Origin of the sequence: Dechloromonas agitata is5 (assembly GCF_000519045.1) — a bacterium.
GTDB classification, from domain to species: domain Bacteria; phylum Pseudomonadota; class Gammaproteobacteria; order Burkholderiales; family Rhodocyclaceae; genus Azonexus; species Azonexus agitatus.
The window spans coordinates 334,189-346,518 of sequence record NZ_KI912532.1 but is presented as its reverse complement, the minus strand read 5'-3'; the positions used below and the strand labels follow the sequence as shown (position 1 = coordinate 346,518).

At 64.6% G+C, this 12,330-nt stretch carries 12 protein-coding genes; 3 read left to right on the top strand and 9 right to left on the bottom strand.

Annotation, left to right across the window (positions count from 1 at the left end):
• Positions 1-23 precede the first annotated feature (23 nt).
• Positions 24-230, bottom strand: coding sequence for a hypothetical protein (locus K420_RS20670; RefSeq protein WP_027456533.1), 207 nt, complete (start codon positions 228-230; stop codon positions 24-26).
• Positions 231-349: 119 nt separating this feature from the next.
• Here K420_RS20670 and K420_RS17835 point away from each other — a divergent pair, with 119 nt between their 5' ends.
• Complete coding sequence (locus tag K420_RS17835) at positions 350-805, top strand: acyl-CoA thioesterase (RefSeq protein ID WP_051452907.1); 456 nt, start codon at positions 350-352, stop codon at positions 803-805.
• A gap of 7 nt (positions 806-812) precedes the next feature.
• Here K420_RS17835 and xerD read toward each other — a convergent pair whose 3' ends face one another.
• From xerD to K420_RS0101725, 4 genes are all read right to left on the bottom strand, one after another.
• Positions 813-1,718: a site-specific tyrosine recombinase XerD gene (xerD, locus tag K420_RS0101740; protein ID WP_027456532.1), complete on the bottom strand. Its 906-nt coding sequence runs from the start codon at positions 1,716-1,718 to the stop codon at positions 813-815.
• The gene (locus K420_RS0101735; protein WP_035854389.1) at positions 1,699-2,190 is read right to left on the bottom strand and encodes a methylated-DNA--[protein]-cysteine S-methyltransferase; all 492 of its coding nucleotides are present in this window, start codon (positions 2,188-2,190) and stop codon (positions 1,699-1,701) included. The genes xerD and K420_RS0101735 overlap by 20 nt, the downstream gene beginning before the upstream one ends.
• Positions 2,191-2,218: 28 nt before the next feature.
• On the bottom strand, positions 2,219-3,394 hold the full coding sequence (locus K420_RS0101730; protein WP_027456530.1) for an acyl-CoA dehydrogenase: 1,176 nt from the start codon (positions 3,392-3,394) through the stop codon (positions 2,219-2,221).
• Positions 3,395-3,460: 66 nt separating this feature from the next.
• Positions 3,461-4,717 carry a glutamate-5-semialdehyde dehydrogenase gene (locus K420_RS0101725; protein ID WP_027456529.1) on the bottom strand — a complete coding sequence of 419 codons (1,257 nt, stop codon included), beginning with the start codon at positions 4,715-4,717 and terminating at the stop codon, positions 3,461-3,463.
• A gap of 113 nt (positions 4,718-4,830) precedes the next feature.
• Here K420_RS0101725 and K420_RS0101720 point away from each other — a divergent pair, with 113 nt between their 5' ends.
• Positions 4,831-5,064, top strand: coding sequence for a hypothetical protein (locus K420_RS0101720; protein WP_027456528.1), 234 nt, complete (start codon positions 4,831-4,833; stop codon positions 5,062-5,064).
• A gap of 49 nt (positions 5,065-5,113) precedes the next feature.
• Here K420_RS0101720 and holA read toward each other — a convergent pair whose 3' ends face one another.
• The 4 genes from holA to K420_RS0101700 all read right to left on the bottom strand — a co-directional run bounded on the left by holA (position 5,114) and on the right by K420_RS0101700 (position 9,814).
• On the bottom strand, positions 5,114-6,124 hold the full coding sequence (holA, locus tag K420_RS0101715) for a DNA polymerase III subunit delta (protein ID WP_027456527.1): 1,011 nt from the start codon (positions 6,122-6,124) through the stop codon (positions 5,114-5,116).
• On the bottom strand, positions 6,124-6,645 hold the full coding sequence (locus tag K420_RS17830; protein ID WP_035854387.1) for an LPS-assembly lipoprotein LptE: 522 nt from the start codon (positions 6,643-6,645) through the stop codon (positions 6,124-6,126). Before K420_RS17830 ends, holA begins: the two co-directional genes overlap by 1 nt.
• A 9-nt stretch (positions 6,646-6,654) precedes the next feature.
• The gene (leuS, locus tag K420_RS0101705; RefSeq protein WP_027456526.1) at positions 6,655-9,264 is read right to left on the bottom strand and encodes a leucine--tRNA ligase; all 2,610 of its coding nucleotides are present in this window, start codon (positions 9,262-9,264) and stop codon (positions 6,655-6,657) included.
• A 199-nt stretch (positions 9,265-9,463) separates the two neighbouring features.
• Positions 9,464-9,814: a hypothetical protein gene (locus tag K420_RS0101700; protein ID WP_027456525.1), complete on the bottom strand. Its 351-nt coding sequence runs from the start codon at positions 9,812-9,814 to the stop codon at positions 9,464-9,466.
• Positions 9,815-10,052: 238 nt separating this feature from the next.
• Between K420_RS0101700 and K420_RS0101695 the strand changes: the two genes are divergently transcribed.
• Complete coding sequence (locus tag K420_RS0101695) at positions 10,053-12,197, top strand: UvrD-helicase domain-containing protein (protein ID WP_027456524.1); 2,145 nt, start codon at positions 10,053-10,055, stop codon at positions 12,195-12,197.
• The last annotated feature ends 133 nt before the right edge of the window (positions 12,198-12,330 follow it).

Here is a 12,330-nt window from a genome sequence, read left to right as displayed (position 1 = left end):
CGGCCGGAACCGTCTGCGGATGATCAGCGCCGCCTGGCTGGGTGGGTGAGGTGAACGAGCAGGCTGAAACAGCCCAGAACCATGCCGCCGATGCCGATTTGCAGCAACGTGACGATCTCGAAACCCATCAGCCAGTGCGAACCGGCCAGGCGGATACCGCCGGCGATCAGGCACAAAGATAGACCGGCGAGGCCGGCCAGGGTTCCCAGGGGGCGCAGGATGTCGGGCATGGCATGGGCTTCGGCTGGCTGTCGATGCCTGCCATGATAGGCGGAAGTCCGAGCCGGTGAAATCGCCGCACCCGGGGCGGGCGCTAAAATTGCGCCCCGAACCATTCGAGAGTCCCGCCATGCCCCGCATTTTCATCGATCGTTTCACCGTCGGCGCCGATTCCATCGACCTGAACGGCCACGTCAACAACCAGGAATACGTACGCTGGATGCAGGACGTCGCCACCGCCCACTCAAGCGCGCAGGGCTGGACGCTGGCGCGCTATCTGGCGGCCGGGGTGACCTGGGTGATCCGCTCCCACTTCATCGAGTATCTGCGTCCTGCCTTTCGCGACGACGAGATCCTGCTGGCGACCTGGGTGGCCGGCATGGACGCCCAGCGCTCGCCGCGCCAATACCGCTTCGTGCGGGCACGCGACGGCAAGACGCTGGTCGAGGCAGAAACCCGCTGGGTCTTTTGCGACCTGCAGAGCGGCCGGCCGCAAGATATTCCGACTGAGGTTGCTGCGGCTTTCCCCATCGTGACGGACGCCGCCGAAGTTCGGGCAGCGATCCAGGCGGCCTGTAGCCGATAGGGACGGCTCAGCCGCGCGGATGGTGCGTGGCGTGCAGCGACTTGAGGCGCTCGCGGGCGACGTGGGTGTAGATCTGCGTTGTCGAGATGTCGGCGTGGCCGAGCAGCAACTGCACGACGCGCAGGTCGGCGCCGTGGTTGAGCAGGTGGGTGGCGAAGGCGTGGCGCAGCACGTGCGGCGACAGTTTCTCGGGCGCGATGCCGGCCAGCAGCGCATAGCGCTTGATCAACTGCCAGAAGGCCTGGCGCGTCATCGGCCCGCCGCGGGCGGTGACGAACAGTGCGTCGCTCTGCTGGCCGTGCAGGATGGCCGGGCGGCCTTCGTGCAGGTAGCGGGTGATCCAGTCGATGGCCAGTTGGCCGAGCGGCACCAGGCGTTCCTTGCTGCCCTTGCCGAGGGCGCGCAACACGCCGTCGGCCAGGCTGATTTCGTGCAGCCGGAGATGGACCAGTTCCGAGACGCGCAGACCGGTGGCGTAGAGCGTTTCGAGCATGGCCCGGTCGCGCAGGCCGAGCGGGGTATCGAGGTCGGGGGCGTCGAGCAGGGCTTCGACCTGTTTTTCCGACATTACCTTGGGCAGGCGCGACGGGCGGCTGGGGTTGGCCAGCTTGAGCGTCGGATCGGCGACGATGCGGCCGCGCCCGAGTTGCCAGCGAAAGAAGCGGCGTAGCGTGGCGAGGTAGCGCGCCTGCGAGGTAGCCTTGGTCTGCCGGGCGAGGTGGGCGATGAAGGCAGTCAGCGTGGTTTCGCGCAGGTCGAGCAGCGGCTCGTGGCCATGCTCGGCGAGCCACTGCGCCAGGCGGCCGAGGTCGGAACGGTAGCTGGCCAGCGTCGCCTTGGCCAGGCCATCTTCCAGCCACAGGGCGTCGCAGAAGCCGTCGATCTCGGCGAGATCAGTCGGCCGGCTGGCCAAGAGGGAAGCCTTCGTGGCGCAACAGCCAGCGTTTGACGTCGAGCAGGAAACCGCCGCGTTCGCGGTTGAAACCGCCCAGGCCGCCGCCGCTGGCGATGACCCGGTGGCAAGGGACGACGATCGGGTAGGGATTGGCGCCGCAGGCCTGGCCGACAGCACGCGGTGCGTTCTTGAGATTTTTGGCCAACTGGCCGTAGGTTTCCACCCGGCCGGGCGGGATGGCCGAAATCTGTTCCCACACCCGGCGCTGGAAAGTCGTCCCGGCCGGCTGCAGCGGCAGGCCGAAAACGAAAGCCGGGTCGGCCAGGTAGGCGCGCAACTGCCGCACTGCTTCGGCCGCCAGCGGGTTGGTGGGCGCCAATTCCGGCTGCGGTTCGATGAACTCGATACCGGTGATTTCCTCGTCGGTGCTGCTGATCCCCAGCGCAAAGCCGGGGGCGGCGACGATGGCCTGGTAGGGATGGGCGATCATGGCGGTCTCCGGTGACAAAGTGTTTCGGTTAAAACGCCGAAAGCCCGGTTTGGGCCCGGCCGAGGATCAGGGCGTGCACATCATGCGTGCCTTCGTAGGTATTGACCACTTCCAGGTTGACCAGGTGCCGGATGACGCCGAAATCGTCCGAGATGCCGTTTCCGCCGAGCATGTCGCGGGCGGTGCGGGCGATGTCGAGGGCCTTGCCGCAGGAGTTGCGCTTCATCAGCGAGACGATTTCCGGCGTCGCGCTGCCGTCGTCCATCATGCGGCCGAGGCGCAGTGCGCCCTGGATGCCGAGGGTGATTTCGGTCTGCATGTCGGCCAGCTTTTTCTGCACCAGCTGGTTAGCGGCCAACGGTTTGTCGAACTGCCGGCGGTCCAGCGTGTATTGGCGGGCGGTATGCCAGCATGCCTCGGCGGCGCCCAGCGCGCCCCAGGCGATGCCGTAGCGCGCCGAATTCAGGCAGGTGAACGGGCCTTTCAGGCCGGTGACGCCGGGCAGCAGGTTCTCGGTCGGGACGAACACTTCGTCCATGACGATCTCGCCGGTGATCGCGGCGCGCAGCCCGACCTTGCCGTGGATGACCGGCGCCGACAGGCCGGCCATGCCCTTGTCGAGGATGAAGCCGCGAATCACCTGGTCGTCATCCTTGGCCCAGACGATGAAGACATCGGCCAGCGGGGCGCTGGAAATCCAGTTCTTGCTGCCTGACAGCTTCCAGCCGCCGGGTACGGCGCGGGCCCGGGTTGCCAGGCTGCCGGGGTCGGAGCCCGAATTCGGCTCGGTCAGCCCAAAGCAGCCGATCAGTTCGCCCTTGCCGAGCTTCGGCAGGTATTTCTGTTTTTGCTCTTCGCTGCCGAAAGCGAAGATGGGCAGCATGACCAGCGAGGACTGCACGCTGAGCAGCGTCCGGTAGGCCGAATCGATGCGCTCGATCTCGCGGGCGATCAGGCCGTAGGAGACGTAGTTGAGGCCGGCGCCACCGTATTGCGGCGGCAGGGTCGGGCCGAGCAGGCCCATGTCGCCCATTTCGCGGAAGATCGCCGGATCGGTGGTTTCGTTACGGAAGGCATCGCGGATGCGCGGCGCCAAGGCTTTCTGGGCGAAGGTTCGGGCTGCATTGCGGACCTGCCGCTCATCGGCGGCCAATTGGCTGTCGAGGAGCAGTGGATCTTCCCAGTTGAAACTTGCCTTCGCCATATGCTTACTCCGAAAAACGCATCCCCGCCGCAGCGGGGATGCCGATGTTGATGCGATGTTAGCGGTTTAACCCCTTACGTGCCCGTCGCCGAGCACGACCCACTTCTGGCTGCTCAGGCCTTCGAGGCCGACCGGGCCGCGGGCGTGGATCTTGTCGGTCGAGATGCCGATCTCGGCACCCAGGCCGTATTCGAAGCCGTCGGCGAAGCGCGTCGAGGCATTGATCATGACTGACGATGAATCGACTTCGCGCAGGAAACGCATGGCCTTCGGGTGGTTTTCGGTGACGATGGCTTCGCTGTGGTGCGACGAGTAGTGGTTGATGTGCGCGATGGCTTCGTCGATGCCGGCAACGACTTTGACCGAGATGATCGGCGCCAGGTATTCGGTGTAGTAATCCTCTTCCGTGGCGGCGACGGCATTCGGCACCAGGGCCTGTGTTTCGGCGCAGCCGCGGATCTCGACGCCCTTGCCGGTGAGCATGGCGGCGATGGCCGGCAGTTGGGCGGCGGCGACGGAGCGGGCGACGAGCAGCGATTCGGCGGTGTTGCAGGTGCCGTAGCGCTGGGTCTTGGCGTTCTCGACGATCTTCAGGGCCTTGGCCGGATCGGCGTCGTCGTCGATATAGACGTGGCAGTTGCCGTCCAGGTGCTGGATCATCGGCACGCGTGATTCGGCCAGCAGGCGGGCGATCAGGCCCTTGCCGCCGCGTGGCACGATGACGTCGACGAACTCGCGCATAGTGATTAATTCGCCGACCGCGGCGCGGTCGGTGGTGTCGATGACCTGCACGCACTCGGCCGGCAACCCGGCGGCCTGCAGGCCTTCCTGGACCAGCGCGGCAATCGCGCGGTTGCAGCGGATGGCTTCCGAGCCGCCGCGCAGGATGGCGGCGTTGCCGGATTTGAGGCACAGCGCCGCGGCATCCGCCGTGACGTTCGGCCGGGCTTCGTAGATGATGCCGATGACGCCGAGCGGCACGCGCATCTTGCCGACCTGGATCCCGGACGGACGGTACTTGATGTCGGTCATCTCGCCGATCGGGTCGGGTAGCTTGGCAACCTGTTCGACGCCCTCGGCCATACCCTCGACGCCCTTCTCGGTCAGCAACAGGCGGTCGATCATCGCGGCTTCCAGGCCATTGGCGCGGGCAGCCGCCACGTCTTCGGCATTGGCGGCGAGCAGGGCGACCTTCTCGCGGCGAATGGCGGCAGCGATCTGCAGCAGGGCGGCATTCTTCTCGGCCGTCGTCGCGCCGGCCAGGCGGCGGGAAGCGGCGCGGGCCTGGCGGCCGACGGTCTGCATGTATTCCTTGATATCCATCGTAGTCATCGTGCTGAGTAAAGGGCAATTATAGCCAGACAAATTAGAGGGAACTTCCGGAAGCGGGTAAACTCTTACCCGCAACGAATTTGGGGTTATCCATCGAGGATCAGATGGCAGAAAAATTGATTTTGCCGACCGAAGTGAAGGTCTGTGCGACCTGCAGCTATTGGGACGGCGAGCGCCACGTCGATGGCGAGATGAAGCTGGTGGTGGTTTCCGATGAATGCGAGGGCGAATGCCTGGTTCAGGAAACCAGCAAACCCGGACTGCACGATGTCCGCCATGAGTGCTCCTGCATCTGGGAGGATCTGGAGCCCGACACGCCGGCCGAAAAAGGCGAGTAAAAGCCGTTTGTTCGGCCTGATGCGGTCAGGCCGATGTCCGTGGCGTCGGCTAGGCTTTGGCCGTGGTCAGTCGCAGGCCCAAGCGGAGGAATTCTTCCCAGATATTCCCCTGGCCGATTCCCTTGACCAGCTTGTCGATCCGCCCGGCGTGTTGCAGGGCGGCTTCCAGCGCCGCCGTATTCAGGCGTTGCAGCGCTTTTCGGACGGCGATGGCGCGCGGTCCCCAAACCTTGGCGTCCTTCAGTAGCTGATCGACCGGCCGGCCGGCATCCAGGCCGGTGCGGATGGTGGTCAGCGCACGGATTTCCTCGCTCATCGCCCAAAGCACCAGCGGCGGCGCTTCGCCTTCCTGCATCAGGCCGTCCAGTGTGCGGCTCAGGCGGCCGATGTCGCCAGAAAGCAGCGCTTCGCGCAGGCCTTCGATGTCGTAGCGGGCGACGTTGAGCACGGCGTCGCGCACCTGCGCCATGCTCAGTTGCCCAGCCGGGTAGAGCAGGCCGAGTTTCTGGATTTCCTGGTGGGCGGCGAGCAGGTTGCCCTCGACGCGCTCGGCAATGAATTTCAGGCTTTCCAGGTCGGCACTCTGCTGCTGGCGGCGCAGGCGGCCGGCGATCCAGCCGGGGAGTTCGGCGAGCGGCGGCGCGTTCAGCTTGAGGGCGACGCCAGCGTTGACCAGGGCGGTAAACCAGGCAGCCTTTTCCTCACGCCAGTCGAGTTCCGGCAGCGTGATGAGCAGCAGGTTGTCGGCCGACAGGTTCTGGCACCACTGCTGCAAGGCGGCACTGCCTTCCTTGCCCGGCTTGCCGGTCGGGATGCGCAGGTCAATCAGTTTCCGGTCACCGAACAGGGACAGGTTGCCGCCGGCGGCCAGTAGCTGGCCCCAGTCGAATTGCGGCAGGACGGTGAGCACTTCGCGCTCGCTGTAGCCCTGCTGGCGCGCCCTGGCGCGGATGGCGTCAGCCGCTTCGAGGACGAGTAGCGGCTCGTCGCCATACAGCACGTAGAGCGGCCGCAACTCGCGTTCGAGGTGCGCGGCGAGCTGTTCGCCCTTGAGCAGCATTATTCCTCGTCTTCCTCGAGGTCCGGGTTCTTCGGCTTGATGATGCTCAGGCGGCGCATGATCTGGTTGACCAGATCGTTGTTCATGTCACGCCATAACAGCCCTTCTTCCAGATCCTTGGCCAGCACGTTCGAGTCGTCGAAGGTGATGTCGCGGGTCAGGTTGATTTCATTGGGCGGCACCAGCACCTGGCCCTTCTGGTTAACGACGCGGAAACGGTAGTCGAGCTGCAGGCGATATTCGCGCACCCGGCCCTGGGCATTGACGCTGAGGATGGTTTTCTGCCGGCTGTCGCCCAGTTGCTGGAAGATGGCGTCGGCCTCCTTGGCGTCATTTTCATCGACGATGGTCGTGCTGCCGCTGGCCTTGATGTAGCGCTGCAGCCAGATGTTCACCTCGGCCGTTTCCGGTAGCGCGATGTACATCGTCTTGTAGGGGAGGTTGCCGCTTCCCACGCCGCGCAGATGAAAGCCGCATCCGGTGAGGGCGGCCGCGAGAATCAGGGCGAGCAGGAAGCGCATGGCGGCCTCTTAAGCGACGATATTGACCAGGCGGCCCGGCACGACGATGACCTTCTTGGCCGGTTTGCCTTCCATGAACTTCTGAGCCTCCGGGTTGGCCAGCGCAGCGGCTTCAATCGTCGCCTTGTCGGCCTCGGCGGCAACGCGGATGGCGCCGCGCAGCTTGCCGTTGACCTGGACCATCAGTTCGATCTCGTCCTGCTTCAGCGCGGCCGGGTCGGCCTTCGGGAAGGCGGCAAGGCCGGCGTCGGCACCCGGCTTCAGCTCGGCGTAGAGCGCCTGGCCGATGTGCGGCACGATGGGGAAGAGCAGCAGCGTGGCCGACTCCAGGACTTCCTGAGCCAGCGCGCGGCCGGCAGCGTCGGCTAGAGCGCATTTGTCGTAGGCGTTGAGCAGCTCCATGACCGCGGCGATGGCGGTGTTGAATTGCTTGCGGCGGCCGTAGTCGTCGGCGACCTTGCCCATGGTCTGGTGCAGCTTGCGGCGCAGGTCGGCCTGGGCGGCACTCAGGCCGTCGTTGCTGGTGCTGGCGGCGACCAGCCCGACTTGGACATGGTCGTGCACCAGCTTCCACAAACGACGCAGGAAGCGGAAGGCACCCTCGACGCCGGCGTCGGACCATTCCAGCGATTGATCCGGGGGCGAGGCGAACATGATGAAGAGGCGGGCCGTGTCGGCGCCGTACTGGTCGATCAGCGCCTGTGGATCGACGCCGTTGTTCTTCGACTTCGACATCTTCTCGGTGCCGCCGATCACCACCGGCAGGCCGTCGGCCTTCAGCGTGGCGCCGGTCGGGCGGCCGCGCTCGTCGGTGACGACATCGACGTCGGCCGGGTTGATCCACTGCTTCTTGCCGCCGTCGAGATCGCGGTAGAAGGTCGGGGCGACGACCATGCCCTGGGTCAGCAGGTTGGCGAAGGGCTCGCCGAGATCGCCGATCAGGCCGACATCGCGCATCAGCTTGGTGAAGAAGCGCGAGTAGAGCAGGTGGAGGATGGCGTGCTCGATGCCGCCGATGTACTGGTCGATGCCGCCCTTGCACCAGTAGGCGACGCGCTCGTCGACCATGGCCGTGGCGTTGTCCGGGCAGGCGTAGCGCAGGAAGTACCAGGACGACTCGAAGAAGGTGTCCATGGTGTCGGTTTCGCGCTTGGCATGGCCGCCGCACTTCGGACAGGTGGTTTCGTAGAACTCCGGCATCCGGGCCAGCGGCGAACCGGCGCCGGTGATCTCGACGTTCTCGGGCAGCACGACCGGCAACTGGTCGTCGGGCACCGGCACGTCGCCGCAGGTCTTGCAGTGAATGATCGGGATCGGGCAGCCCCAGTAGCGCTGGCGGGAAATGCCCCAGTCGCGCAGGCGGAACTGGGTCTTCTTCTCGCCCAGGCCCTTGGCGGCGAGGTCGGCGGCGACGGCATCGACCGCGGCTTCATAAGCCAGGCCGTCGTACTTGCCGGAATTAACGCAGACGCCCTTGGTCTTGTCGCCGTACCACTCCTGCCAGCCGTCGAGGCTGAAGCTTTCGCCTTCGGTGGCGATGACCTGCTTGATCGGCAGATCGTATTTCTTGGCAAACGCGAAATCGCGCTCGTCGTGCGCCGGCACGGCCATCACGGCACCGTCGCCATAGCTCATCAGCACATAGTTGCCGACCCAGACTTCGACCTGTTCGCCGGTCAGCGGGTGGGTGACATAGATGCCGGTCGGCAGGCCCTTCTTTTCCATCGTCGCGAGGTCGGCCTCGGCGACGCCGCCCTTCTTGCATTCCTCGATGAAGGCAGCCAGTTCCGGGTTGTTCGCAGCGGCGCGGGTGGCCAGCGGGTGCTCGGCGGCGACCGCGACGAAGGTGACGCCCATGATGGTGTCGGCGCGGGTGGTGAACACCCAGAGCTTTTCGTCGGCATTATCGGCCAGCGGGAAGGCGAAGCGCACGCCGGTGCTCTTGCCGATCCAGTTCTTCTGCATCAGGCGCACCTGCTCGGGCCAGCCGTGCAGGTTGTCCAACTCAGACAGCAGTTCCTCGGCGTAGGCGGTGATCTTCATGTAGTACATGGGGATCTCGCGCTTCTCGATCAGCGCACCGGAGCGCCAGCCGCGGCCGTCGATGACCTGCTCGTTGGCCAGTACGGTATGGTCGACCGGGTCCCAGTTCACGGTGCCGAGCTTCTTGTACACCAGACCCTTTTCATAGAGGCGGGTGAACAGCCACTGTTCCCAGCGGTAGTACTCGGGCGTGCAGGTGGCGAATTCGCGCTCCCAGTCGATAGCGAAGCCGAGCGACTTCAGCTGGCTGCGCATGTAATCGATGTTGGAGTAGGTCCAGCTGGCCGGTGGCACGTTGTTCTGCAGCGCGGCGTTCTCGGCCGGCATGCCGAAGGCGTCCCAGCCCATCGGTTGCAGCACGTTGTAGCCCTGCATCTTGTGGAAGCGGCTCAGCACGTCGCCGATGGTGTAGTTACGCACATGGCCCATGTGCAGTTTCCCGGAGGGGTACGGGAACATCGACAAACAGTAGTACTTGGGCTTGCTGGCGTCTTCGACGGCACGGGCGGCGCCCGTCTTTTCCCAGTGTTGCTGGGCGGCGCGCTCGATGTCGGCCGGGATGTATTTGTCCTGCATGGGCATGGCGGAATAACTTCGCTGAGAGTCGGAAAGTAACCGCGAATTATACCGCCTCAAGCGGCATGCCCGACGGGCTTGCCAGCGGTGCCGGCGCCCCGCCGGGCGAGGCGGCCGGCAGGTATGGCTTGACCGGGTGAGCCTTTCGCGCTGCCTGCACGCAACGCGAAAGCCGGATCGTCAGATCAGTGTCGCCCGGTCAGGCCGCTTTTTTTTGCGGATACAGGGTGTCCCAGGTGTTCTGCCAGAAGCGGTAGGCGTTCTGTGCGGCGAGCAGGGAAAGCTTCGACATGCGGGTCTGGTGGCGCCACATCCAGGAGGTTTGCGGGGCCGGGGTCAGGCCATAGCCCGGCGCCTTGCCGGCTTCGTCCTCGACAATGGCGAGGAAACGTTCGAGGGCGAGGCTCCAGTATTCGGAACCCTCGGCCTGACCGGTCAGGTATTCGGCCTCGCTGATTGCACGGCGCCACAGTTTCAGCGCCAGTTCGTCGGTAATGCCGGCCTTGCGGGCGATCCAGGGCAGGATCTTGGGGGCTTTCATACGGTTCATGCTGTTACTCCTTTTACTGGGTAGCGTGTAGCTACTCGTTTATCTATGACTGCCTTGTGGGCAAAAAGTTTTGTGCACTGCAATATTGTGTTTGGACGAAGTATACGAGTGCGTCGCCGGGCTGTCTGTGAAAAAATGCATCCTCTTTGTTGCCAGCGTTGCGCGCACGCAACGAATTGGTCAGACCTCTTGCCATCGGCATGCAGGTTTTTGATTTACAAGAATTTTTGGTGTTTTTATGTCTGATCTGCTGGCTAACCTGAATCCCCCCCAACTCCAGGCCGTGACCCTGCCGCCGGTGCATGGTCTGATCCTGGCTGGCGCCGGCAGCGGCAAGACGCGGGTGCTGACGACGCGGATTGCCTGGCTGATTTCAACCGGCCAGGTCGGGCCGCACGGCATCCTGGCGGTGACCTTCACCAACAAGGCGGCCAAGGAGATGACGGCCCGCCTCTCCTCGCTGGTGCCGATCAATGTGCGCGGCATGTGGATCGGCACATTCCACGGGCTTTGCAACCGTTTGCTCCGCGCCCATTACCGCGAAGCCGGGCTGCCACAGACCTTCCAGATTCTCGACTCGGCCGACCAGCTGGCCATGGTCAAGCGCCTGCTCAAGAATCTCAATATCGACGACGAAAAATACCCGCCACGCGAGTTGTGCCACTTCATCAATGCCCACAAGGAACAGGGTATCCGCGCCGGCCAGGCCGAGGTGTACGACAGCTACACGCAGAAGCGGGTCGAGATCTATGCCGAGTACGAAGCCCAGTGCAATCGCGAGGGGGTGGTGGACTTCGCCGAACTGCTGCTGCGCTGCTACGAATTGCTGCAGCGCAACGAACCTTTGCGCGCGCATTACCAGCAACGTTTCCGGCACATCCTGGTCGATGAATTCCAGGATACCAACGTGCTGCAGTACGCCTGGCTGAAGTTGCTGGCCGGGGGCGGGGCGAACGTTTTTGCGGTGGGCGACGACGACCAGTCGATCTACCGTTTCCGCGGCGCCGAGGTCGGCAACATGCGTGAATTCGAGCGCGAGTACGCCGGGCCGAACGTCATTCGCCTGGAGCAGAACTACCGCTCGCACGGCAACATCCTGGCCGCCGCCAACGCCATCATCAAGAACAATCGCGAGCGCCTCGGCAAGAATTTGTGGACCGACGCCGGCGAGGGCGAGCCGATCCGCGCCTTCGAGGCTTATTCCGACCTCGACGAAGCGCGTTTCGTGGTCGAGGAAATCCGCGAACTGGTGCGCGACGGCGTGTCGCCGACGCAGGTTGCCGTGCTCTACCGCTCCAACGCGCAATCGCGGGTCATCGAAAACGAATTGTTCACCAAGGGTGTGCCGTACAAGGTCTATGGCGGCCTGCGCTTCTTCGAGCGCCAGGAAATCAAGCACGCGCTGGCCTACCTGCGCCTGCTCGGCAATCCGGACGACGACACGGCCTTCCTGCGCGTGGTCAATTTCCCGACCCGCGGCATCGGCGCCCGTTCGCTGGAAAACCTTCAGGCCACGGCGCACCAGATGAATTCCAGCCTGTACAACGCCGCCGCCTCGCTGACCGGCAAGGCCGGCCAGACGGTGGGCGCCTTCATCCGGCTGATCGAGGGGCTGCGCCAGGAAACGGCCAATTTGCCGCTGCCGGAAATGGTCGAGCATGTCATCGAGAAATCGGGCCTGGCCCAGCATTACCGGCTGGAAAAGGAAGGCCAGGATCGCCTGGAGAACCTCGATGAACTGATCAACGCCGCCGCCACCTTCATCGACGACGAAGGCGCCATCGGCGAAGGCGGCGCGCTGGTCTCCTTCCTGACGCTGGCCTCGCTGGAGGCCGGCGAGCACCAGGCCGGCGAGGGCCAGGAGGCGGTGCAGCTGATGTCGGTGCATGCCGCCAAGGGCCTGGAATTCGACGTGGTATTCATCACCGGTCTGGAGCAGGGGCTGTTCCCGCACGAGAACTCGGTCAACGAGGGCAAGGACGGCCTGGAAGAGGAGCGCCGGCTGATGTACGTGGCGGTGACCCGGGCGCGTCAGCGGCTCTACGTCTCCTGCGCGCAAACCCGCATGCTGCACGGCCAGACGCGCTACTGCATGCCGTCGAGCTTCCTTGATGAAATCCCGGAAGGCTTGCTGCGCAAGCTGAACAAGAAGGCCGAGGCGGCTTCCTCGGTGCCGGCCTTCGGTTCCTTCGGCGGCGGCTATGCCGAGCCGGCAGCCAGCGGCGGCCTGCGCATCGGGCAGACGGTCGAGCACGCCAAATTCGGCATCGGCGTCATCGTATCGACCGAAGGGCGCGGCGCCGATGCGCGCGTGCAGGTCAATTTCGGTGGCAGCGGCATGAAATGGCTGGCGCTGGAATACGCCAAGCTGACGCCGGTGTGAGGGATCGTGGAAAGGCTTGAAGTCCACCGCCAAGGCGCGAAGGCGCAAAGGGTTCGCCAGGAAAATCAAGGAATGATTGAGCGCTTTCCTTTGCGCTTCCTTGGCGCCTTGGCGTCTTTGCGGTGGGTGTTTC

Bases quoted from the DNA above. Each gene is read 5' to 3' on its own strand.
- K420_RS20670 (WP_027456533.1), bottom strand. From the start codon at position 230: ATGCCCGACATCCTGCGCCCCCTGGGAACCCTGGCCGGCCTCGCCGGT.
- K420_RS17835 (WP_051452907.1), top strand. From the start codon at position 350: ATGCCCCGCATTTTCATCGATCGTTTCACCGTCGGCGCCGATTCCATC.
- K420_RS0101735 (WP_035854389.1), bottom strand. From the start codon at position 2,190: ATGATCGCCCATCCCTACCAGGCCATCGTCGCCGCCCCCGGCTTTGCG.
- K420_RS0101730 (WP_027456530.1), bottom strand. From the start codon at position 3,394: ATGGCGAAGGCAAGTTTCAACTGGGAAGATCCACTGCTCCTCGACAGC.
- K420_RS0101725 (WP_027456529.1), bottom strand. From the start codon at position 4,717: ATGGATATCAAGGAATACATGCAGACCGTCGGCCGCCAGGCCCGCGCC.
- K420_RS0101720 (WP_027456528.1), top strand. From the start codon at position 4,831: ATGGCAGAAAAATTGATTTTGCCGACCGAAGTGAAGGTCTGTGCGACC.
- holA (WP_027456527.1), bottom strand. From the start codon at position 6,124: ATGCTGCTCAAGGGCGAACAGCTCGCCGCGCACCTCGAACGCGAGTTG.
- K420_RS17830 (WP_035854387.1), bottom strand. From the start codon at position 6,645: ATGCGCTTCCTGCTCGCCCTGATTCTCGCGGCCGCCCTCACCGGATGC.
- leuS (WP_027456526.1), bottom strand. From the start codon at position 9,264: ATGCAGGACAAATACATCCCGGCCGACATCGAGCGCGCCGCCCAGCAA.
- K420_RS0101700 (WP_027456525.1), bottom strand. From the start codon at position 9,814: ATGAACCGTATGAAAGCCCCCAAGATCCTGCCCTGGATCGCCCGCAAG.
- K420_RS0101695 (WP_027456524.1), top strand. From the start codon at position 10,053: ATGTCTGATCTGCTGGCTAACCTGAATCCCCCCCAACTCCAGGCCGTG.